Below are 21296 nucleotides of genomic sequence, written 5' to 3'. Positions count from 1 at the left end.
GCCGCAACGGTCGTGCGACCCGGGCGTCTGCCCACAGGACCGGCAACGCCGTCCCCGCCAGGCGGGGACGGCGTTGGTGGACCCAGCACGCCGAGGCGTCAGGTCATGTCGTCGTAGCGACGCTCGATCGGTGCCGGCCTGGCGACCGGCTCGGGTACGCCGATCGGCGCTGTCGAGTCGACCCGCTGCCCGGCCACGACCGGGTCCTTGTCGAACTCCAACGGCGACACCTCGTCGTCGTCGATGCCCGCGTAGACCTCCTTGCCCCGCCCACGCCGCCGGTCGTTGATGAACGCGACCCCGACCGCACCGAAGTAGAGGGCGGAGAGGCAGAGCGCCAACGCGGTCATCCCGAACGGGTCCGGGGTGGGGGTGACCACGGCGGAGAACGCGAAGAACACGAAGATCGCCACCCGCCACCAGCTGAGCAGCCGCTTCGCGCTGGCGATGCCGACGAAGTTGAGCATCAGCACGATCAGCGGGAACTCGAACGCCACCCCGAACAGCAGAATCAGATTGGTGACGAACGAGATGTAGCGAGTGACTTCCAGCGTGGTCGAGATGTCATCGCCGGACACGTTCATCAGGAACTCGAGGCCCTTGGCGGTGACGAAGTACGCCAGCACCGCGCCGGCCGCGAAGAGCGGCGCTGCCAGGGCCGTGAAGGCATAGGCGTAGCGCCGCTCGTGCCGGTGCAGACCAGGCGCGATGAACGCCCAGAGCTGGTAGAGCCAGATCGGCGCCGCGATGATCAGGCCCACCCACAGGCCGATCTTGAGGTTCAGCAGGAACAGGTCCGCAGGACCGAGCTGAACGAACAGGCACTTGTCGGTGACCGGGTCGACCGACCCCGGCAGGTCGCAGTACGGCTTCGACAGCAACAACCGGACCGGCTCGGCCAGCCAGATACCGAAGCCGAAGCCGATCATGATCGCCAGCGACGCGCGGAACAGACGGTTACGCAGTTCGCGGACGTGCTCGATGAGCGTCATCGAGCCGTCGGCGGCCCGCTCGAACGCCTTAGGGCCGCGTTTACGCAGTGCGAAGGCCACGATGGTGGGGCCCTTCGGTCAGTTGTCGCGGACGCGGTGCACCGGGTCGACGACCGGCTGCTGCGTCGGCGCCTGCTGGTAGGGCGCCTGCTGCGGCTGCCCGGTGTATGGCGCCTGCTGCCCGGCGTGCGGCGGCAACGGCTGGTAGCCGGACTGCGCGTCGGCCTTCTCGGCGAGGTCGCGGTCGTCGTCCTGCAGGCTCTTGGTCTCGGCCTTGATGATCCGCAGCGACCGACCCAGCGAACGGGCAGCGTCGGGGAGCCGCTTCGCACCGAAGAGCAGGATCAGCACAACCACGAGAACAGCGATGTGCCACGGCTTGAGGGCACCCATGAGAAGCTCCAGTCGGTCTGTGTCCGAGGGGTGGTACGCAGCCCATCGTACGTGCGGATCGGCCGCCCGCCACCCGCCGGGTGGTGATGGTCTGGCTCGGAGGGTGAAGTCTTGACCAACCCGGGATGATCCGTCAACAACCCGAACGACCGGTTGGTCAGCCGCGCTTGGCCTTGATCAGCGCGATCCGCTGAGACGTGGTGTCGAGTTGGCGTTGCACACCCTCGGCGCGCTGTTGCAACGACTCGGCCGTCTCCCGTAGCGCCTCGGCCTCGGCGGCCCGCCGCTGCAACGCCACGGCGGCGCGCCGCAGCCCAGGCAGCCGGGTCAGCACCGGGCGCACGGCCAACGCGAGCGCCACGAGGGGAAGCAGCACCACCGCGAGCACGATCCAGATCAGCACGGCGGTCAGCCTACTGGGTGCGCCCGACCACCGCCGGGTCGCCCGACGGGGCGATCTCCGGGTCGGCCTCGGACTGCCGGGGCTCGGCGGTCGGGGTGGGCACGGCGTACGCGTCCAGAGCGGCGGCAGCCGTCGCCCGCACCTGCTCGGCCAGCTCGACCGGGGCGACCACGGTGGCCTCCGGGCCGAGGCCCAGCACGAACCGGCGAGCCCACCCCAGGTCGGTGACCCGCAGCGACACCAGCCACTGGTCGCCGTCGCCGGCCTCGACGCGCTCGCACGGGTAGTACTCGGTGATCCACCGCTCGCTGCGGCCGATGCGCAGCGTGATCAGCGGCAGGTCGGGCGAGGGGCGGAAGACCCCCTCGGTGAGGTCGTGCGGAACGGCCTGCGGGGGCACGGTGGCGGGCTCGGCCAGCTCGGTGATCGCGTCGATCCGGTCGGCCCGGAACAGGCGGACCGCCTCCGCGCGCCGACACCACGCCTCCACGTACGCCCGGCCGCCGACCATCAGCATCCGCAGCGGGTCGATGACGCGGTCGGTGGTCTCGTCCCGGGCAGCGGTGTAGTAGGTGATCCGCAGTGCCTTGCCGCCCTCGACGGCGGCGCGCAGCGCCTCGACCCGCCGGGTGTCACCGGGCAGTCGGACCGCCACCGGCGCGCCCACCAGGTCCCCCGCGTCCTCGATCTTCGCCAGGGCCCGTTCGACGGCCTCCCTGTTGGCCACCCCGGGCGTCTCGGCGAGCATCCGCAACGCCACGACCAACGCGAGGGCCTCATCCGGGGTGAGTCGCAGCGGCCGGTCGATGCCGGCGTCGTAGGTGATGGTCACCCGATCACCGTCGAACGCCATGTCGATCAGGTCACCCGGGCCGTAACCAGGCAGCCCGCACACCCAGAGCAGCTCCAGGTCCTCCCGGAGCTGCCGCTCGGTGACGCCGAGGTCACCAGCCGCCTCGGCGATCTCGATGCCCGGCCGGGCCAGCAGGTAGGGCACCAGGTTGAGCAGCCGGGCCAGCCGGTCGGCGGACGCGCGGGAGCCGCCCCGGGCGGCCGGGCGGGTCACCGGGCACCCCCGCTGACGGCCAGCTCGTCGTGTCGGACGGCGATCTCCTTCAGTCGTTGGATGACGGCCTCGCGGACCTCCGGCGGGTCGAGCACCCGCACGTCCGGGCCGTAGCCGACGAGGTGGCCGGCCAACCCGTCCGGGTCCGCGTACGGCAGGACGAGCCGGTCACCGTCCGGCCCGGCGGTCACCTCCACCGCCCAGCGGCGCAGCCCGGCGGCACGGCCCGGGGCGGCCAGCACGGTGGCCCGGCCGGTCCGCTCCACCGGACCCGACCAACGGGCCACGTGGCTGATCAGGTCGACGTTGGCTGGCGGCTCGTACGCGCCGGGCGCGCCGGTCACCCGGACCGTGCCGACGACGCGGGACAGTCGGAAGCAGCGGGTCGCCGCCCGGTCCAGGTCGTGGCCGACCACATACCACCGGCCGCGCCAGCAGACCACGCCCCACGGTTGCAGCCGACGCCGGCTGGACGCGTCCCGGTCGGGCACCCGGTAGTCGAACCCGACCTCGCGGCGGTCCCGGGCGGCGGCGGTCAGCGGCGCGAACGCCGGGTCGACGGTGACCATGGGCTCCAGGCCGAGAGTGGCCTGCGGGTCCACGTCCACCCCGGCGGCACGGAGCTTGGCCAGCCCGGACGACGCGGCGGCGGCCAGCCCGGCGTGTTGCCAGAGCCGTGCGGCGATGCCGACAGCGGCGGCCTCGTCCGGTTCCAGGAGGATGTCGGGCAGCGCGTATTCGCGGTGGGCGATCCGGTAGCCGGGCTCGGCGTCGAAGGCGCTCGCCGTGCCGGTCTCCAGCGGCACACCCAGTTCACGCAGCTCGGCCTTGTCGCGCTCGAACTTGCGCTGGAACGCTTCGTGGTCGCGCGCGTCATCGGGATCATGCTCGTAGCCGGGCACGGTCGCGGCGATCTGCGCGGCGGTCAGGAACCGTCGCGTGGACAGCAGGCAGATCACCAGGTTGACCAGGCGTTCGGTGCGGGTCCGCGACACGCGGTAGACGCTAGCAGTCGACACGCCCACGACGTGCACCCGCGCGGGCGTGCCGCACACTTGTTCGGATCGGGCCTCCCCCGGCGCGTTGCCGTCTCCGGTCATAGGGTGAGGCTCATGTCGCAAGCGGACGCCAGGCCCGAGAGCGAGAGCGTCGGCACGGTGATCGTCGCGGGCGTCGCCAACCTCGCCATCGCGATCGCCAAGCTGATCGCCGGGGTGATCTCCGGCTCGGCCGCCATGCTGTCCGAGGCGGCCCACTCGGTCGCCGACACCACCACCGAGGTGCTCCTCTACCAGGCACTGCGCCGCGGTGCCCGGCCGGCGGACCAGCGGCGCCCCTTCGGGTACGGCAAGGAAAGCTACGTCTGGGCGTTCTTCGCGGCGATGTTCACCTTCGTCGCCGGCGCCGGCTTCGCCGTCACCCACGGCGTCACCACGATCCTGGTGCACGAGCACAGCGGCGACTACCTGGTCTCGTACATCGTCCTGGCGGTGTCGTTCGTCATCGAGTCGATCTCCCTAGCCCGGGCCGTGCGGCAGGTCCGCAGCGAGTCCCGGCGCTGGCAGACCACTCCCCGACGCTTCCTGCGACTGACCGCCGACACCACCGTCAAGGCGGTCTTCCTGGAGGACAGCGCGGCCCTGATCGGTCTGCTGCTGGCCGGTGCCGGCGTCGGCCTGTCCCACGCCACCGGCGACGAGGTGTGGGACGGCGTCGCGTCGATCCTGATCGGGCTCCTGCTGCTGACGGTCGCCGGGATCCTCGCCGCCAACAACCTGTCGCTGCTGGTCGGTCGGGCCGTCCCGGAGCGGCTGCGTCACGAGATCGAGCAGGAGTTGACCGGGCTACCCGAGGTGGAGCGGATCGACACCCTGATGACCATGCAGCTCGGCCCGGACGACATCCTGGTCGCCGCCAAGGTCGACTTCAGCGACGAGGCCACCGGCGCGGCCATCGAGGCCGCCGCCGACGAGGCCGAACGGCGGCTCACCGGGCTGTACCCGGAGATCCGTTACGTGTTCCTCGACCCCACCCGCTCGTTGCCCGGCGCCACCGGCCGGCCCCGGCACACCCAGGCCGCGCCGGACCCGCGGGCCGACGACGGACCCGACCGCCCCTGAACGAACCGCCCGGCAGCACCCGGGCGCGGGCCGCCGGGCCCGCGCGGCTAGCGTTGCCCGTCATGGTGCGATGGCGTACGGGGACGGTGGCGACGCTGCGACGGCAGTGGACCGGGGCGGTGGAGCTGGACGTCGACCTGCCCGACGGCACCCGCATGCGGGCGCTGGCCTACCCCGAGTTGGTCGGCACGCCGGAGCCCGGCGACCGGGTGCTGCTCAACGCCGGTGCGCTGCTGATGGGGTTGGGCACCGGCGGATACGCCCTGGTGGTGGCCCTGCCGGACCGGCTGCCGCCGGACCCGCCGGAGGTCGGCGACACCCGCGACGCCGGTCACCTGGTCAAGGCCCGCTACACGCCGTTGCAGCCGATCCTGCTCGGCGTGGACGAGGAGGCGTCCCCGCACCGCGACGTGCTGGCCGACGCGGACGACCTGGGCGGCCTGCCGGTGGTCACCGCCGACCTGCACTCGGCGCTGCCGGCGATCCTGGCCGGCATCCGGGCCGACGCGCCGCAGGCGCGGGTGGCGTACCTGCTCACCGACGGTGGGGCGCTGCCGGCGTGGTTCTCCCGCACCCTCGCCGGGCTGCGGACCGAACTGGCCGGCACGATCACCGTCGGGCAGGCCTTCGGCGGTGACCTGGAGGCCACCACCCTGCACGGCGGCCTGCTCGCCGCCCGGTACGTGCTGGGCGCCGACGTGGCCATCGTGGCCCAGGGGCCCGGCAATCTGGGCACCGGCACCCGCTGGGGGTTCTCCGGCGTCGCCGTCGGTGAGGCGGTCAACGCGATCGCCACGCTGGGCGGCCGGCCGGTCGGCTCGTTGCGCATCTCCGACGCCGACGCCCGCCCCCGACACCGGGGCGTGTCGCACCACAGCCTCACCGCGTACGGCCGGGTGGCTCTCGCCCCGGCGGAGCTGGTGGTGCCCGACGACCTGGCCCCGGCGCTGCTCGCCGAGGTGAACGCGTCGCTGGCCCCCCTGGCGGCCCGGCACCGGATCGTCCGGGTGCCCACCACCGGTCTCGACGCCGCGTTGCGGGCCAGCGCCGTGCCGCTGTCCACCATGGGCCGTGGCCTCGACGCCGATCACGCGTACTTCCTGGCCGCCGCCGCCGCCGGCCGCCACGCCGTAACCCTGCTGCCCTGACCGCCCCAACCTCGGCCCCGGCCTCGGCCTCGGCCTCGGCCCGGTTGATCATGAAGTTATTGCCCGCCGCCCCGGCGTGTCATGGCGATAACTTCATGATCAACGCCAGCTGCGGGGGTGGGGTGGGGTGGGGTGGGGTGGGGTGGGTTAGGCCAGGAAGATCAGCGCTAGCCAGCCGCCCACGATGAGCACCAGCGCCAGGGCCAGCACCCACGTCGGGACGGTGTATTCACCGCGCCGGTTTCGGTCGACCTCGGCGCGGATCTTCTCGCGTCGGCGTTCGACCCAGTTCTGCCGCTCGGTGCCGCGCTCGGAGCGGTCGGAAGGTCCAGAAGTCGTCATGGCGGACCCAGCTTAGCGGGCCCCCGCGCCGACAGCGCCGTGGAGCCCGCCGGGTAGGCCGACCCCGCCGGCGCACACCACCGCCGGGGTCGGCACACCGGTCACATGCTGGCGATCAGCCGCTCCACCCGCTCGTCGTACGCCCGGAACGGGTCCTTGCAGAGCACGGTGCGCTGCGCCTGGTCGTTGAGCTTCAGGTGCACCCAGTCGACGGTGAAGTCGCGCCGCTTCTCCTGGGCGTGCCGGATGAACTCGCCGCGCAGCCGGGCCCGTGTGGTCTGCGGCGGGGTTTCCTTCGCCTCGAAGATCTCCGGGTCGGTGGTCACCCGGTCGACCTCCCCGCGGCGCTCCAGCAGCCCGTAGAGGCCCCGACCGCGACGCACGTCGTGGTAGGCCAGGTCCATCTGCGCCACCCGGGGGTGCGACAGGGGCAGGTCGTGCTTGCGCTGGTAGCGCTCGATCAGCCGCAGTTTGCTGACCCAGTCGATCTCCCGGGAGACCGGCTCCAGGTCGCCGGTCTCCACCGCGTTGAGCACCCGGCCCCACAGCTCGACGACCCGCTTGGCGGCCTGGTCGCCGCCGCGCCGCTCGACGAACTCGGTGGCCTTGGCCAGGTATTCCTGCTGGATGTCCAGGGCGCTGACCTCCTTGCCGTTGGCCAGCCGCACCTTGCGCCGGCCGGTAATGTCGTGCGACACCTCCCGGATGGCCCGGATCGGGTTCTCCAGGGACAGGTCGCGCATCACCACCCCGGCCTCGATCATCCGCAGCACGATGTCGGCGGTGCCGACCTTGAGCAGCGTGGTGACCTCGTTCATGTTGGAGTCACCGACGATCACGTGCAGCCGCCGGTAGCGCTCGGCGTCGGCGTGCGGCTCGTCGCGGGTGTTGATGATCGGACGGCTGCGGGTGGTCGCCGAGGAGACGCCCTCCCAGATGTGCTCGGCCCGCTGCGACAGGCAGTAGACCGCGCCGCGCGGGGTTTGCAGAACCTTGCCGGCCCCGCAGATCAACTGCCGAGTGACCAGGAACGGGATGAGTACGTCGGCGAGCCGGCCGAACTCGCCGTGCCGGGAGACCAGGTAGTTCTCGTGGCAGCCGTACGAGTTGCCGGCCGAGTCGGTGTTGTTCTTGAACAGGTAGATCTCACCCGCGATGCCCTCGTCGTGCAGTCGCTTCTCCGCGTCGACCAGCAGGCCCTCCAGGATCCGCTCGCCAGCCCGGTCGTGGGCGACAAGATCGGTCACCGAGTCGCACTCCGGAGTCGCGTACTCCGGATGCGACCCGACGTCCAGGTAGAGCCGGGCCCCATTACGCAGGAAGACGTTGCTCGACCGACCCCAGGACACCACGCGGCGGAACAGATACCGCGCGACCTCGTCCGGGGACAGCCGCCGCTGCCCGCGATAGGTGCAGGTGACGCCGTACTCGGTCTCGAGGCCGAAGATTCGCCGCTCCATGGTGTGACATTAGCCGCCCGGAGGCCCCGTTCGTCACTGTCACACCACAGGTCGTACTCCGGGCGTGGTCACATACCGGTTGAGTGCGACATTCCGTCCGGCCCGAGGCTCGCCACGAACCGCTGGCAGGTGTCGTACTCCGGCAGCAGACCCCGCTCGCGGGCCTGGGCGAGGGTCGGCGCCGCGTCGTCGCGGGCGGACAGCAGTGGGACGTCGGCGGGCCACTCGATGCCCAGCTCCTCGTCCAGCGGGTGCACCGCGTGCTCGCCGGTCGGGTTGTAGGTGGTCGAGCAGAGGTAGCTCAGCGTCGCGTCGTCGGTCAGCGCGCAGAAACCGTGCCCCAGCCCTTCGCTGAGGTAGACCGCCCGACGGTCGGTGTCGTCCAGCCGGACGCCCTCCCAGCGGCCGAAGGTCGGCGAACCCACCCGCAGATCCACGATCACGTCGAGGACCGCGCCGCGCACACAGGTGACGTACTTGGCCTGCCCGGGCGGGACGTCGGCGAAGTGGATGCCGCGGACCACGCCACGCGCGGAGACCGACAGGTTGGCCTGGGCCAGCCGCATCGGGTGGCCCACCGCCTCGGCGAGCTTGTCGAAGCGGTACCACTCCATGAACATGCCGCGCGGGTCGCCGTGCTGCTGGGGGGTGATCTCCCAGGCGCCCGCGATGCTCAGCTCCCGGATCTTCACCAGGCCGCCCCGTGCTGGCCGTCCGGCTCGGCCAGGAGGCCGAGCAGGTAGTCGCCGTAGCCACTCTTGGTCAACGGTGCGGCGAGCGCGCGCAGCTGGTCGTCGTCGATGAGGCCGGCCCGCCAGGCCACCTCCTCGACACAACCGATCTTCAGGCCCTGCCGCTCCTCGACCACCCGCACGAACTCGGCTGCCTGCATCATCGAGGTGAACGTGCCCGTGTCCAGCCAGGCGGTGCCCCGATCCAGCACGGTCACCGACAGCTCGCCGGTCTCCCGGTACACCTCGTTGACCGCCGTGATCTCCAGCTCGCCGCGGGCGCTCGGGGTGAGCTTGCGGGCGATCTCCACCACCCGGTTGTCGTAGAAGTACAGGCCGGGCACCGCGTACCGGGACTTCGGCCGGGCTGGCTTCTCCTCGATCGAGAGGACCCGGCCCGCGTCGTCGAAGTCGACCACGCCGTACTCCTGCGGGTTGGCCACCTGGTAGGCGAAGACCCGCCCGCCGACCAGGTCACCGTGCTCGGCGAGCTGCCGGCCCAGACCGACGCCGTGGAAGATGTTGTCGCCGAGGACCAGCGCCACCGACTCGTCGCCGATGAAGTCCGCACCGAGGATGAACGCCTGCGCGATGCCCTCCGGGCGCTCCTGGCTGACGTACTCCAGTCGCAGCCCGAACTGGCTGCCGTCGCCGAGCAGCCGACGGAACTGGTCCTGGTCGTCCGGCGTGGTGATCACCAGGATCTCCCGGACCCCGGACATCACCAGGGTGGAGAGCGGGTAATAGACCATCGGCTTGTCGAAGACCGGCATCAGCTGCTTCGAGACCGCCCGGGTGATCGGCCAGAGCCGGGATCCGGTGCCGCCCGCAAGTAGGATTCCACGCACCGGGAGAGCCTAGCCGCACAAATGCCGGGCGTGCCGGGGGGTCGGGCCTCACCCTCTGCGACGAACTTCGCGTACACTTCCCGACCCGTGAGGATCCTCGTCACCGGCGGAGCCGGATTCATCGGGTCGGAGTACGTTCGCCTGCTGCTGGGCAAGCCCCTCGGCAGTGCCGACGGCGTGCCGCCGCTCGAGCCGGCGGTCGTGACCGTGCTCGACAAGCTGACCTACTCGGGCAACATGGCCAACCTCGACCCCGTCCGCGACGACCCGCGGCTACGGTTCGTCCAAGGCGACATCTGCGACCCCGTCGTGGTCGACGAAGTCGTCGCCGACCACGACGTCATCGTGCACTTCGCCGCCGAATCACACGTCGACCGCTCCATCGCCGGCGCCGCGCCGTTCGTCACCGCCAACGTGCTGGGCACCCAGACCCTGCTCGACGCCGCGCTGCGCCACCGCACCGGCCGCTTCGTGCACGTCTCCACCGACGAGGTCTACGGCTCCATCGACGAAGGCTCCTGGACCGAAACCTGGCCCCTCGCACCGAACTCCCCCTACTCGGCGTCCAAGGCCGGCTCCGACCTGCTCGCCCTGTCCTACCACCGCACCCACGGCATGGACGTCGTCGTCACCCGCTGCTCCAACAACTACGGCCCCTACCAGTTCCCCGAGAAGGTCATCCCGCTGTTCGTCAGCAACCTGCTCGACGGCGCCACCGTCCCCCTCTACGGCGACGGCGCCAACATCCGCGACTGGCTGCACGTCCACGACCACTGCCGCGGCATCGCCATGGTCCAGCACAAGGGCCGCGCCGGCGAGGTCTACAACATCGGCGGCGGCACCGAACTGACCAACAAGGAACTCACCGGCCTGCTCCTGGACGCCTGCGACGCCGGCTGGGACCGCGTCGTCCCCGTCACCGACCGCAAGGGCCACGACCGCCGCTACTCCCTCGACATCACCAAAATCAACCAAGAACTCGGCTACACCCCCAGCATCACCCTCGACCAGGGCCTCGCCGACACCGTCGCCTGGTACCGGGAGAACCGGGCCTGGTGGGAACCGCTGAAGTCGGCACCGACCGCATGAGCCGCGTTCTCGTCACGGGCGCCGGCGGCATGCTCGGGCAGGACCTGGTCGCCGTCCTGACGGCCCGGCCCGACCTCAAGGTGACCGCCGCCACCCGCGCTGACCTGGACATCACCGACCCCGCCGCGGCCCGCAACGCGGTGACCGGCCACGACGTCGTGATCAACGCGGCGGCCTGGACCAACGTCGACGGCGCCGAGACCGACGAGGCAGCGGCGACCGCCGTCAACGGCGGGGGCGTGGCCAACCTGGCCGAGGCGTGCGCCGCCGACGGAATCCGGTTGATCCAGGTCTCCACCGACTACGTCCTCGCGGGCAACGCGCACACCCCCTACCCGGAGGACGCGCCCACCGCGCCGGTCAACGCCTACGGACGCGGCAAGCTGGTCGGCGAGGAGGCCGTCGCGCGGCTGCTTCCCGACACCGGGTACGTCGTCCGCACCGCCTGGCTCTACGGCGCGCACGGCCCGAACTTCGTGTCCACCATGCTCCGGCTCGCCACCCAGCACGAACACCTCGACGTGGTCGACGACCAACACGGCCAACCCACCTGGTCGTACGCGCTCGCCGAGCGGTTGGTCGCGCTCGCCGACGCGGCACTGGCCGGGAACGCCACGCCGGGCGTCTACCACGGCACCTGCGCCGGGCAGACGACGTGGTACGGGCTGGCCCGTGCCGCGTTCGCGCTGGCCGGGCTGGATCCGGACCGGATCCGACCCACCACCAGCGACCGGTATCCGCGTCCCGCTACCCGGCCTGCGTACAGTGTGCTAGGGCACAGCCGCTGGGCGGCCGCGGGTCTGCCGCCGCTTCCCGACTGGCACAGCGCCCTGGTTGACGCGTTCCACTCCCCCGCTCCACCCGCCCCGTGGAAGGTCGCATGAAGCTCACCCTCGTCACCGGCCTGACCGGCCTGCTGCTCCTCGGCACCATCGTCGAGCTGCTGCGCCGCCGTCAGCTGCGCGAGAAGTACGGCATGCTCTGGCTCGCCGTTCTGGTCGTCGTGATCCCGCTGTCACTGTTCCCCCGGCTGCTCGACAACGTCGCTGAACTCCTCGGCGTCGCCTCCGGTGTCAGCCTGGTGCTCTTCCTCGGCATCGTCTTCCTGCTGCTCGTGTGCGTGCACCTGAGCTGGGAGGTCAGCGCCCTCGAAGAAGAGACCCGCACCCTGGCCGAAGACTTCGCCCTGCTCCGCGCGCAGATCGACGCGGACCGGGCAGCCCGAGACGAACTGGTGTCCACCGATGGTTAACGGCAAGCGCACCTTGATCATCATTCCGGCTCTCAACGAGTCGGGCTCCATCGCCGACGTCGTCGGCGAGGTCCGTGGCGAACTGCCCGGCGTCGACGTCCTCGTCGTCGACGACGGTTCCACCGACCGCACCGCGGCCGTCGCCGTGGCCGCCGGCGCCCGCGTCGCCAAACTGCCGTACAACCTCGGCGTCGGCGGTGCCATGCGCCTCGGCTACCGCTACGCCCGCGACAACGACTACGACGTCGCCATCCAGATCGACGCCGATGGTCAGCACGACCCGCGGTACGTCCCGAAGCTCGTCGACCTGCTCGACGACAACGACCTGGTCATCGGCGCCCGGTTCGCCGGCGAGGGCGACTACAACGTCCGCGGCCCCCGCCGCTGGGCGATGGTGATGCTCTCCGCCGTGCTGTCCAAGGTCGCCCACACCAAACTCACCGACACCACCTCCGGCTTCCGGGCCGCCAACCGGCGGGTCATCGAGATGTTCGCCACCTGGTACCCGGCGGAGTACCTCGGTGACACGGTGGAGACCCTGGTGCACACCGCCCGACGCGGATACCGCATCCAGCAGGTGCCCGTCGCCATGCGCAAGCGGATGGCCGGCACGCCCAGCCACTCCCCCGCCCGGGCGATGATCTACCTCGGTCGCGCATTCGCCGTCCTCACGCTGGCGCTCATTCGCCGGTGATCAGTCGCCTGCTACGCCTGATCCCGCCCGGCACCATCGCTGTTGGTGCCGGGCTGGGTCTTCTTGGCCTCGCCTCCTACGTCCACCTCGCCGTCGCCGGCCACAGCCTCAGCGGGGCCGACTACAACCGCCTGTCGGTGCTCTGGTCGATCGTGTTCACCCTCGGCATCGGCGTCTTCATGCCGATCGAGCAGGAAGTCGCCCGGGTCGTCGCCGCCCGGCACAGCCAGGGGCTCCCCCCCGGGCCGGTGCTGGCCCGCGGCGTCACCGTCGCCGCCGCGATGCTCGCCGTGCTGGTGCTGGCCGTCACCGCCGGCCGCCAACTCCTCGCCGACCGTCTCTTCCAGGGCGACGGCACCATGGTCACCGTGCTCGTCGGCGCGCTCGCCGCGATGGCCGTCGCCTACGCCACCCGCGGTGTCCTCTCCGGCCTGCAGCTCTTTCCCTGGTACGGCACCCAACTCGGCATCGACGGCGGGCTGCGCATCGTCATGGTCGCCCTGCTCGGGCTGGCCGGCGTGACCTCCCCCATCTGGTACGGCGTCGTGCTCGTCGTCGCCCCGCTGGCCAGCGTCCTGCTCACCCTGCCGCCAGTGCTGCGCGCCATCGGCGGCGGCCCGCCGGTCGCCTGGGCCACCCTCCTGCGCGGCCTCGGGCTGCTCACCGCATCCAGCCTGCTCTCCCAGGTCGTGGTTAACGTCGGCGTGATCAACCTGCAGTTGCTCGCCCCCTCCGACACCGCGGCCGCCGGCGCACTGCTCTCCGCCCTCGTGCTGGTCCGCATCCCGCTGTTCGTCTTCGGCTCGATGCAGGCCTCACTGCTGCCCGGGCTGGCCACCACCGCCACCACCGGCGACCAGGCCGGCTTCTACAGCCTGCTGCGCCGGGCGGTGGGCATCGTCACCGCGCTCGGCCTCACCGGGGCCGTCGGCGCTGTGCTGCTCGGCCCGTGGCTGGTCGGCGTGCTTTTCGACGCCCCCGGCGTCCTCGGCCACGGCGACTTCGCCTGGCTGGCCGCCGCCACGCTCGCCTACCTCTGGGCGATGGTGCTCGGCCAGGCCCTACTCGCCCTCGACCGGCACCGCGCCCAGGCCCTCGCCTGGACCGTCGGCGTCGCCGCCCTGATCATCGTGACGCTGCTCCCGGCGCCGGTGATCCTCCGGGTCGAGCTGGCGTACACCATCGGCTCCGTCATCGTGGCCGCCACCATGGCAGTGCTGCTGCGCGGCGGCGTCCGCCGACCCCCCGCCCGGCCCCTCACTGACGCCGTCACCCCCGCCGTATCCGGAGGCATCCGATGACCCGCCCACAGGTGACCGCGGTAATGCTCGCCTACGGCGCCGAGCCGTACCTGGTCGACGCCGCCCAAGCCATCCTGGCCAGCACCGACATCGACATCGACCTGGTCGTCGTCGACAACGGCTGCACCGGCGACGGCATCGACATCGTCAAGGGCTTCCCCCAGGTGCGGGTCGTCCGCCCCGAACAGAACACCGGCTACTCCGGCGGGTGCCGGGTCGGCGCCGCCGAGGCCACCGGAGACTGGCTCGCCTTCGTCAACTCCGACGCCATCGTCGCCCCGGACGCCCTCGCCAAGACCGTAGCCGTCGCCGCCGAACCGGGCGTCGGCGCCGCGATGGCCTCCATCCGGCTCGCCGACACCCCCGAGCTGATCAACACCTCCGGCAACCCGCTGCACTTCACCGGGCTGTCCTGGGCCGGCGGCAACGGCGAACCCGCCACCGCCCACGCCGTACGCACCAGCGTGCCCTCGCTCAGCGGCTGCTGCTTCGTGATCAGCCGCCAGCGGTGGCAGGAGCTCGACGGCTTCGCCGCCGAATACTTCGCCTACCACGAAGACACCGAACTCAGCCTGCGGCTCTGGCAACGCGGCCTGCGGCTGGAGTACGTCCCCGACGCCGTCGTGTGCCACCACTACGAGTTCTCCCGCAACGACCTGAAGCTCTACCTGGTGGAACGCAACCGCCTGGTCACCCTGCTCACCGCGTACCAGACCCGGACGCTGGTGGTGCTCGCACCGATGCTGCTGCTCACCGAGGCCGCCATGCTCGCCGCCGCGCTGGCCGGCGGCTGGACCAAGCAGAAGACCCGCGGCTGGGGTTGGCTGTGGCGCAACCGATCCTGGGTCGGTGCCCGCCGCCGTCAACTCCAGACCGAACGCACCGTGCCCGACGGAGTGATCGCCGAGCTTATGACCGCCCGGGTCGCCCCCTCCAACGTCGACTCGCCCCCCGGCATGGGCGTCTTCAACGCGGTCGCCGCCGGCTACTGGGCCCTCGCCCGGCCGCTGCTGCAGCGCCGCTGACCCGACCGGCACCGAAAAAGCGTCGGGGACCGCGGTGCGGTCCCCGACGCTTTGCGTTACCCGATCAGCTTCGCGTTACCCGATCACTTGTCGGCCTGGCCAGGCCGATCCTCCAGATCCGCGGAGCCCGCCGAGCTGGTCGGCTTCCCCGCCTCCCCGGTCGGCACGCTCGGCGTGTCCGGCAGGTCGCTCGCCGGCGGTGCCGCCTTCCCGTCCAGCAGCGCGGTCAGCGCGGCGCCGGTGATCCGCCGGAACGTCCGACCGACCCGCTGACGGTCCAGCACGGCCACCTCAAGCTGGTTCGCGGCGATCGTCCGAGCCGCCCCGCCCTCCCCACCGACGCTGCTCAGCGCCTGCACGGCGACCTGGACCGCCTCCCCGAGCGACATGTCCGGCCGATGGTGGGACTTCAGCACGCCGGTGATGGCCTCGGCCTGGCCACCCATCGCCATCCGCCCCGGCTCGTCGTTGACCGAGCCGTCATAGGTGAGCCGGTACAGCTCGTCGTCGGCGGCTGTGGCCCCGACCTCCGCCACGCAGATCTCCACCTCGAACGGCTTCGACTGCTCGGTGAAGATCGCGCCCAGGGTCTGCGCGAACGCGTTGGCCAGGGCCCGGCCGGTGACGTCCCGGCGGTCGTAGCTGAGCCCGTTCAGGTCGGCCATCCGCACGCCGGCCCGACGGAGGTTCTCGAACTCGTTGTAACGGCCGACCGCGGCGAAGCCGATCCGGTCGTAGATCTCACTGACCTTGTGCAGGGCGCTGGAGAGGTTCTCCGCGACGAAGAGCACCCCGCCGGAGTAGCTCAGGACCACGGCGCTGCGCCCCCGGGCGATGCCCTTACGGGCCAGCTCGGAGCGGTCGCGCATGATCTGTTCGGGCGAGGCGTAGAACTGCATTGCCACGGCGGCGGTTCTCCTTACGGCGCTGTGCTGACGACTGCTGGCTGGTGGGGGTGGTCGGGGACTAGCCGCCCGGGTTCTCCATCCGGCCGGCGACCACGCCCTCGGCGATCGTCGCCGTCTCGGCGTCGGTGAGCCGGTAGGTGCCCTCGGCGGTCGCGGTCATCACCACCGGGTAGATCCGCCGGGTCAGGTCGGGCCCGCCCGTCGCGGTGTCGTCGTCGGCCGCGTCGTAGAGCGCCTCGACCGCGAGCCGGGTCGCGTCGGCGACGGAAATCCCGGCCCGGAACCGCTTCTTCAACGCGGACTTGGCGAACAGCGACCCAGACCCGATCGCGTCGTAGCCGGTCTCCTCGTACGGGCCACCGGTCACGTCGAAGCTGAAGATCCGACCGGCCCGCGCCGGGTCCGCGGCGGCCAGGTCGAAGCCGGCGAAGAGCGGCACCACGGCCAACCCCTGCATGGCTGCCCCCAGGTTGCCCCGGATCATCGAGGCCAACCGATTGGCCTTACCGTCCAACGAGAGCATCGCGCCCTCGATCTTCTCGTAGTGCTCCAGCTCCACCTGGAACAGTCGCATCAGCTCGATCCCGATGCCCGCGGTGCCCGCGATGCCGACCAGCGAATGCGCGTCGGCCGGATGCACCTTCTCGATGTCGCGCTGGGCGATCAGGTTGCCCATGGTGGCCCGTCGGTCGCCCGCCATCACCACGCCCTCGGCGGCCGCGATGGCCACGATGGTCGTCGCGTGCGGCGCCAGGTCGGCGGCCATGCCCGGCGGCAGCGGTCGCCGACCGGGCAGCATCTCGGGGGCCACCCGACTCAGAAACGTCGTGAAGGAGGACGTCCCCGCGTTGGTGAACACATCTGGTAGACGCCCGGATGGATCAAAGCCCGCTGCCACGTGGTTCCTCTCAGGTACGTGATCGCCCTGGCCAGCCTCATGGGACTGTCACGGAACTGGCCAAGACCACCGTTGCAGTTGAAGCAGAGTATCCCGCGCACCCATCCGGTGCGATGATCGTGGTCCAGATGTTGTGGGTCGGCACCGCCACAGATCGCGCAGACCCCGCCCTGCTCGGCCAGGAGCTCCTGAAACTCCTTCTCCCCCACGCCGTACCGCCGCCGCAGGTGGTACTCGCGGTTACCCCCGTACAGCCGCTCTTTGGTCTCTCTGGTCCTGGCGTTGCGGCAGGGCTTGCAGTAGGTGGCATAACCGGAGTTGTCCGCCCGGTTACGGGGGAAGGCATCGAACGGCTTGACCGCATCGCAGGCCGAACAGAACCTGTGGCCCTCGGCACGATGCGACGCTCGCGCACCTCACGGTCGAACTTTGCCTTCACCCGACGCGCATAGCTTGCCTTTGACCGCTCGTTGAAGCAGGGCTTGCAGTAACTTCCCCGCCCGTCCGGCCTCTTGGAGCTCGCACAGAACTGATCGAGCGCCTTCCATTCGCTGCAATCTCGGCAGCGACGAAGCCCGTCTCGATCATCGCTCGCTCTAGGCATGCCCGAATTAACCCTATATGCTCACTGCCCGCCTTTTTGTACGTAACCTCTCACGAACTCCTCTGCGTTTTCTTCGAGGACGGAGTCGATCTCGTCGAGAAGGTCGTCGACATCCTCGGTGATCTCGGCGTGCCGCTCGGCCACCTCAGGGTTGGCCTCGGTGGTGACGTCCTCGATTTCCTCGCCCTGACGGGACTTGCCGGACTGCGACTGGCCGCCGCTGTCATGAGTGGCCACTGCTGCCTCCTCCACGATCGTCTGCGATGAACTTACCTCGCGCGGGCGACGAAAAGCCCGCCGCGCGCCGGCTTGCGGCACACGACGGGCATCCGGACGTGTGTTCAGCCCCCGGTCAACGTCTCCAGCAGGTCCTTGGCGCTGGCGCAGCGGTCGAACAAGGCGCCGACGTGCGCGCGAGTGCCCCGCTCCGGCTCCATCATCGGGACCCGGACCAGCGACTCCCGGCCCACGTCGAAGATCACCGAGTCCCAGCTCGCGGCGACCACCTCGGAGGCGTACTGGGCCAGGCAGCGGCCACGGAAGTAGGCCCGGGTGTCCTCCGGCGGCTGCGTCATCGCGGTGCGGGTCTCGTCGTCGGTGAGCAGCGTCTTCATCGCCCCCCGGCTGACCAGGCGGTGGTAGAGCCCCTTCTCCGGCCGGACGTCGGAGTATTGAAGGTCGACCAGCTGGAGCTTGTGTGAGCCCCAGGCGAGCTTCTCCCGCTCCCGGTAACCCTCCAGCAGCCGCAGCTTGGCCACCCAGTCCAACTCGTCGGCGCAGAGCATCGGATCCCGGCCCAGCCGGTCCAGGACGCTTTCCCAGCGGTCGAGCACGTCGACGGTCTGCTCGTCGGCATCGGTGCCGTACCGGTCGTCGACAAAGGACCGGACCCGCTCCAGGTAGGCCCATTGCAGGTCCAGGGCGGTGAGCCGGCGGCCGTCGCGCAGCCGCATGCGGTGCGTCAGGGTGGGGTCGTGGCTGACGGCGCGCAGCTCGCTGACCGGGTCGGCGATGCCGAGATCGGCCCCGAGCGCCTTCTCCTCGATCATGGTGAGGATCAGCGCGGTGGTGCCGACCTTGAGGTAGGTGGAGATCTCGGAGAGGTTGGCGTCGCCGATGATGACGTGCAGCCGGCGGTATTTGTCGGCGTCGGCGTGCGGCTCGTCGCGGGTGTTGATGATCGGGCGCTTGAGCGTGGTCTCCAGGCCCACCTCGACCTCGAAGAAGTCGGCACGCTGGGAGATCTGGAAGCCGCTCTGCCCGCCGTCCTGACCGATGCCGACCCGGCCGGCGCCGCAGACGATCTGCCGGGTGACGAAGAACGGCGTCAGGTACGCCACGATGTCGGCGAACGGTGTCTGCCGACGCATCAGATAGTTTTCGTGGGCGCCGTAGCTGGCGCCCTTGTTGTCGGTGTTGTTCTTGTAGAGGTGAATCGGCTGGGTGCCCGGGATGGTGGCGGCGCGGCGGGACGCTTCAGCCATCACCCGCTCGCCGGCCTTGTCCCAGCGCACGATGTCGCGGGGGGTGGTGACCTCCGGGGTGGAGTATTCGGGGTGGGCGTGGTCCACGTAGAGGCGTGCGCCGTTGGTGAGTATCACGTTGGCCAGGCCGAGGTCTTCGTCCGCGAGTGCCTCGGCGGGGTCGTAGGCGGCGCCGGAGTAGGTGAAGCCACGGGCGTCGCGCAGCGGCGACTCTTCCTCGTAGTCCCAGCGGGCCCGCCCGCCCCGGTTGAGTTCCGGGCGCGCACCGTAGGCGTTGACCACCTGCGATGAGGTGACCATCGGGTTGGCTCCAGCTTGTCCCGGCACGGAGATGCCGTACTCGACCTCGGTGCCCATGATCCGACGTACCGACATGCGACCACTCGCTTCGCTCGTCCACGGAGCCGGCGTGCCCGCCGCTCACACCATCGAGACTAGTCTGCGCGATGGCGCATCGCGCGGCCCTGTCGGCCGGCGCGGCGCGGCTAGCGGGGCGTGGTGGGTTTGAGCGGCACCATGGTGAGGCCGTCGCGCAGGGTCGGGTCTGCCTTGAGCGCGCGGTCGATGGCCTGCTGGGCCTCCGGGTGGGCGACGATGAGGCGCAGCGGGCGGGGGACGCGGCGCAGGATCTCCGCGGTCCGTTCGGGTTCGTCGTAGATCTGGAAGTAGATCCCGGGTTCGGTCTGGCCGCTGGTGCCCTGCATCGCGGACAGGAAGACCGACTCCCGGTAGCCCTGGAGGCCCTGCTTGTCGACGACGAGAGTGACCGTGCCGGGGATCGCCGGGTAGTTGCGGTAGGCGATGGACGTGACCGACGCGGAGCGGGTGACGTCCCGGACGTCCCGGTCGGCCCAGTCCTTCGCCCAGGTGCCGTTGCTGCCGGTGCGGTGGAAGTATCCGCCGGTCCAGCCGAGCAGGCCGGTGCCGGCGAGCACCGCCAGCGTCACCAGGGCGGCGGTGGCGACAGCGGGGAGGGCGCTGGTGATGGGGCGACGCCGCGGCTCGGAGTCGGTGCTCTGGGCGGGCACGGGCAGCAGTCGCGCGAGCGCGGCGGCGCCGATGATGAGGACGGCGATGACCAGGTGGGCGGTCTTGCCGAAGTAGTAGGCGGGTTGGGTGCCGTTGGCCAGGTTCACGGCGGCCATGCTGGCGGAGAAGAAAAGGCCCACGGCGAGGGTGACGAGGTAGCGCCGCCAGGTGGACTCGGCGAGGTTGGTGCGGACGAGGACGGCGGCGACGACGGCCGCGCCGAGCCCGAGCATGGTGTTGTAGGTCTCGACCGGCGGCGTGCCGCCGGGGGCCGCGAGCGCCTCGCTCTGGCCGGCGACGAGCAGGCCGAGCAGGGGAATCAGCGGGGCCAGCACGGCGGTGGGCACGGCGATGGCGGCGACGGTGCCGGCGCGGGCACGGAGTCGGCGCCGGTCGGCGATGAGCCAGCAGAGCACCATGGCGCCGGTCGGGAAGAGGAAGAGGTAGTAGCTGAAACCGATGGCGATCAGCAGCGCCCCGACCAGGATGAGTTGTTCGCGCAGCCGGTACAGGGGGCGGACGACGAGGGCGATGAGGATCGCCGACAGGCTGAGGCCGAACGTCTCGCTGGGGTAGCCGGCGACGAAAAGGCGGGGCAGTTCGGTGCCGAGGACCAGGGCGGTGACGGCGATGATGAGGACTAGCCGGCGCAGCGCGTGCAGGGGGCCGGCGACGTGCTGGGCGGCCCAGATCAGCGCGAGCAGCAGCAATCCGAAGGTGGCGAGGCACCAGAGCACGTAGTGGTCCATGAGCCGCGCCCCGGTGGGTGGGTCGCCGGCGCTGCGCAGGAAGCCGTCGAGCAGCGCGGTGGTGAAGTGCCAGCCCTGCGGGTAGTGGACGAGGCCGGAGAAGATGTGCTCGCGGGCGGTGTCGGGGTCGAGGAAGAGGTATCCGCCGACGCGGCCGATCACGTCGACCAGGGCGGGGTGGCGGCCGTTGTCCTCGCCGACCATGGCGAGGTTGAGTCGCTGACCGAAGCTGCTGGCCCGCAGGTAGGGGGTGGCGAGGTAGCCGGCGGCGAGGGCCGCGGCGGCAAGGGAGAGCAGGTCGGACCAGCTGGGGCGGGGCAGCCGGGGTGCGCGCTGGGAGAGCACGGCGGCCAGGGTCAGGACGGTGAGCGCCAGGCCGGTGACCGGCACCGGGTGCAGGCCCCAGGGCCAGACGGTGAACAGCAGCCCGACGGCGCAGGTGAGGCCGGCGAGCAGGGCGAAGGCGAGGACCACCCGGTCGAGCAGGCTCCGGCCGGAACGCAGCAGGCTGGCGGTGCCGAGCAGGACCACCGGGGGGAGCAGCCACGCGGCGTGTACGGCGTTCGCGGCGAGGGGCACGAGCCAGCAGGCGAGCAGGAGGCCCAGCAGCAGGCTGGTTTTGGGACGCCGGGTGGCCGTCGGTGTGGTTACCGGCTCGTGAGCTTCGGTGCTGCTCAGCACGGCTGGCATTTGCACGGTGGCGTCGGCACGCACGAAGGTCCTCGTTCGGGTAAGTCGGCGAAGTCGCCGCAGTCTAGCC

At 71.0% G+C, this 21296-nt stretch carries 23 protein-coding genes; 8 read left to right on the top strand and 15 right to left on the bottom strand.

The features are described 5' to 3' along the window. Positions 1–98 precede the first annotated feature (98 nt). The 5 genes from tatC to AC3CF1_RS02485 form a co-directional block, all read right to left on the bottom strand. Entirely contained in the window at positions 99–1052 is a 954-nt protein-coding gene (gene tatC / locus AC3CF1_RS02505; RefSeq protein WP_354983884.1) for a twin-arginine translocase subunit TatC, read from the bottom strand. Positions 1053–1070: 18 nt separating this feature from the next. Then, the gene (gene tatA, locus AC3CF1_RS02500) at positions 1071–1385 is read right to left on the bottom strand and encodes a Sec-independent protein translocase subunit TatA (protein WP_088948123.1); all 315 of its coding nucleotides are present in this window, start codon (positions 1383–1385) and stop codon (positions 1071–1073) included. A 157-nt stretch (positions 1386–1542) separates the two neighbouring features. Beyond that, positions 1543–1788, bottom strand: a complete 246-nt coding sequence (locus AC3CF1_RS02495; RefSeq protein WP_179779023.1) for a hypothetical protein — start codon at positions 1786–1788, stop codon at positions 1543–1545. Between the two features lie 10 nt (positions 1789–1798). Beyond that, entirely contained in the window at positions 1799–2854 is a 1056-nt protein-coding gene (locus tag AC3CF1_RS02490) for a helix-turn-helix transcriptional regulator (protein WP_354983885.1), read from the bottom strand. Next, entirely contained in the window at positions 2851–3849 is a 999-nt protein-coding gene (locus tag AC3CF1_RS02485; RefSeq protein WP_354983886.1) for a helix-turn-helix transcriptional regulator, read from the bottom strand. Before AC3CF1_RS02485 ends, AC3CF1_RS02490 begins: the two co-directional genes overlap by 4 nt. 117 nt (positions 3850–3966) lie before the next feature. On the opposite strand from AC3CF1_RS02485, the gene AC3CF1_RS02480 reads away from it, so the two are divergent. Then, positions 3967–4974, top strand: coding sequence for a cation diffusion facilitator family transporter (locus tag AC3CF1_RS02480; protein WP_488449427.1), 1008 nt, complete (start codon positions 3967–3969; stop codon positions 4972–4974). A 62-nt stretch (positions 4975–5036) separates the two neighbouring features. Then, positions 5037–6122 (top strand): DUF3866 family protein, encoded by a 1086-nt coding sequence (locus tag AC3CF1_RS02475; RefSeq protein WP_210793963.1) that lies wholly within the window; start codon positions 5037–5039, stop codon positions 6120–6122. 147 nt (positions 6123–6269) lie between these two features. Here the strand turns inward: AC3CF1_RS02475 and AC3CF1_RS02470 are convergent, their stop codons facing one another. The 4 genes from AC3CF1_RS02470 to rfbA all read right to left on the bottom strand — a co-directional run bounded on the left by AC3CF1_RS02470 (position 6270) and on the right by rfbA (position 9503). Next, a complete protein-coding gene (locus AC3CF1_RS02470) occupies positions 6270–6464 on the bottom strand; it encodes a hypothetical protein (protein ID WP_088948118.1) in 195 nt (64 codons plus the stop codon). A gap of 101 nt (positions 6465–6565) precedes the next feature. Next, complete coding sequence (pafA, locus tag AC3CF1_RS02465) at positions 6566–7924, bottom strand: Pup--protein ligase (protein ID WP_088948117.1); 1359 nt, start codon at positions 7922–7924, stop codon at positions 6566–6568. Positions 7925–7992: 68 nt separating this feature from the next. Next, on the bottom strand, positions 7993–8616 hold the full coding sequence (rfbC, locus tag AC3CF1_RS02460; protein WP_488449426.1) for a dTDP-4-dehydrorhamnose 3,5-epimerase: 624 nt from the start codon (positions 8614–8616) through the stop codon (positions 7993–7995). Further along, positions 8613–9503, bottom strand: a complete 891-nt coding sequence (gene rfbA, locus AC3CF1_RS02455; RefSeq protein ID WP_354983960.1) for a glucose-1-phosphate thymidylyltransferase RfbA — start codon at positions 9501–9503, stop codon at positions 8613–8615. The genes rfbC and rfbA overlap by 4 nt, the downstream gene beginning before the upstream one ends. Positions 9504–9590: 87 nt before the next feature. On the opposite strand from rfbA, the gene rfbB reads away from it, so the two are divergent. The 6 genes from rfbB to AC3CF1_RS02425 are packed head-to-tail and all read left to right on the top strand — an operon-like array spanning position 9591 to position 14864. Further along, the gene (gene rfbB / locus AC3CF1_RS02450) at positions 9591–10592 is read left to right on the top strand and encodes a dTDP-glucose 4,6-dehydratase (RefSeq protein WP_488449425.1); all 1002 of its coding nucleotides are present in this window, start codon (positions 9591–9593) and stop codon (positions 10590–10592) included. Further along, complete coding sequence (gene rfbD / locus AC3CF1_RS02445; RefSeq protein ID WP_488449424.1) at positions 10589–11476, top strand: dTDP-4-dehydrorhamnose reductase; 888 nt, start codon at positions 10589–10591, stop codon at positions 11474–11476. Before rfbB ends, rfbD begins: the two co-directional genes overlap by 4 nt. Further along, positions 11473–11844: a DUF2304 domain-containing protein gene (locus AC3CF1_RS02440; RefSeq protein ID WP_112673548.1), complete on the top strand. Its 372-nt coding sequence runs from the start codon at positions 11473–11475 to the stop codon at positions 11842–11844. Before rfbD ends, AC3CF1_RS02440 begins: the two co-directional genes overlap by 4 nt. After that, on the top strand, positions 11837–12538 hold the full coding sequence (locus AC3CF1_RS02435) for a glycosyltransferase family 2 protein (RefSeq protein ID WP_354983963.1): 702 nt from the start codon (positions 11837–11839) through the stop codon (positions 12536–12538). Before AC3CF1_RS02440 ends, AC3CF1_RS02435 begins: the two co-directional genes overlap by 8 nt. Beyond that, positions 12535–13839, top strand: coding sequence for a lipopolysaccharide biosynthesis protein (locus tag AC3CF1_RS02430; RefSeq protein WP_488449423.1), 1305 nt, complete (start codon positions 12535–12537; stop codon positions 13837–13839). Before AC3CF1_RS02435 ends, AC3CF1_RS02430 begins: the two co-directional genes overlap by 4 nt. Then, positions 13836–14864, top strand: coding sequence for a glycosyltransferase family 2 protein (locus AC3CF1_RS02425; protein WP_488449422.1), 1029 nt, complete (start codon positions 13836–13838; stop codon positions 14862–14864). The genes AC3CF1_RS02430 and AC3CF1_RS02425 overlap by 4 nt, the downstream gene beginning before the upstream one ends. Positions 14865–14947: 83 nt before the next feature. Here the strand turns inward: AC3CF1_RS02425 and prcA are convergent, their stop codons facing one another. The 6 genes from prcA to AC3CF1_RS02395 all read right to left on the bottom strand — a co-directional run bounded on the left by prcA (position 14948) and on the right by AC3CF1_RS02395 (position 21250). Further along, positions 14948–15769 carry a proteasome subunit alpha gene (gene prcA, locus AC3CF1_RS02420; RefSeq protein ID WP_355162124.1) on the bottom strand — a complete coding sequence of 274 codons (822 nt, stop codon included), beginning with the start codon at positions 15767–15769 and terminating at the stop codon, positions 14948–14950. A gap of 61 nt (positions 15770–15830) precedes the next feature. Then, positions 15831–16670, bottom strand: coding sequence for a proteasome subunit beta (gene prcB, locus AC3CF1_RS02415; RefSeq protein WP_354983966.1), 840 nt, complete (start codon positions 16668–16670; stop codon positions 15831–15833). Beyond that, positions 16589–16879, bottom strand: a complete 291-nt coding sequence (locus AC3CF1_RS02410; RefSeq protein WP_355162122.1) for an endonuclease VII domain-containing protein — start codon at positions 16877–16879, stop codon at positions 16589–16591. Before AC3CF1_RS02410 ends, prcB begins: the two co-directional genes overlap by 82 nt. Before the next feature lie 416 nt (positions 16880–17295). Continuing rightward, positions 17296–17511, bottom strand: coding sequence for a ubiquitin-like protein Pup (locus AC3CF1_RS02405; protein WP_030332902.1), 216 nt, complete (start codon positions 17509–17511; stop codon positions 17296–17298). 104 nt (positions 17512–17615) lie between these two features. After that, positions 17616–19133: a depupylase/deamidase Dop gene (gene dop / locus AC3CF1_RS02400; protein ID WP_354983968.1), complete on the bottom strand. Its 1518-nt coding sequence runs from the start codon at positions 19131–19133 to the stop codon at positions 17616–17618. Between the two features lie 110 nt (positions 19134–19243). Further along, entirely contained in the window at positions 19244–21250 is a 2007-nt protein-coding gene (locus AC3CF1_RS02395) for a hypothetical protein (RefSeq protein ID WP_354983969.1), read from the bottom strand. Positions 21251–21296: the final 46 nt, after the last annotated feature.

This window comes from Micromonospora sp. MGP-C2 (assembly GCF_057766525.1).
Note: the sequence above shows the minus strand (reverse complement) of the source record. Positions and strands in the feature narration are given on the sequence as shown.

What these genes read in the sequence shown, in the direction of transcription:
- dop (WP_354983968.1), bottom strand. Translation starts at nt 19,133, where the DNA reads ATGTCGGTACGTCGGATCATGGGCACCGAGGTCGAGTACGGCATCTCC.
- tatA (WP_088948123.1), bottom strand. Translation starts at nt 1,385, where the DNA reads ATGGGTGCCCTCAAGCCGTGGCACATCGCTGTTCTCGTGGTTGTGCTG.
- pafA (WP_088948117.1), bottom strand. Translation starts at nt 7,924, where the DNA reads ATGGAGCGGCGAATCTTCGGCCTCGAGACCGAGTACGGCGTCACCTGC.
- AC3CF1_RS02440 (WP_112673548.1), top strand. Translation starts at nt 11,473, where the DNA reads ATGAAGCTCACCCTCGTCACCGGCCTGACCGGCCTGCTGCTCCTCGGC.
- AC3CF1_RS02470 (WP_088948118.1), bottom strand. Translation starts at nt 6,464, where the DNA reads ATGACGACTTCTGGACCTTCCGACCGCTCCGAGCGCGGCACCGAGCGG.
- AC3CF1_RS02425 (WP_488449422.1), top strand. Translation starts at nt 13,836, where the DNA reads ATGACCCGCCCACAGGTGACCGCGGTAATGCTCGCCTACGGCGCCGAG.
- AC3CF1_RS02480 (WP_488449427.1), top strand. Translation starts at nt 3,967, where the DNA reads ATGTCGCAAGCGGACGCCAGGCCCGAGAGCGAGAGCGTCGGCACGGTG.
- AC3CF1_RS02435 (WP_354983963.1), top strand. Translation starts at nt 11,837, where the DNA reads ATGGTTAACGGCAAGCGCACCTTGATCATCATTCCGGCTCTCAACGAG.
- AC3CF1_RS02475 (WP_210793963.1), top strand. Translation starts at nt 5,037, where the DNA reads ATGGTGCGATGGCGTACGGGGACGGTGGCGACGCTGCGACGGCAGTGG.
- rfbD (WP_488449424.1), top strand. Translation starts at nt 10,589, where the DNA reads ATGAGCCGCGTTCTCGTCACGGGCGCCGGCGGCATGCTCGGGCAGGAC.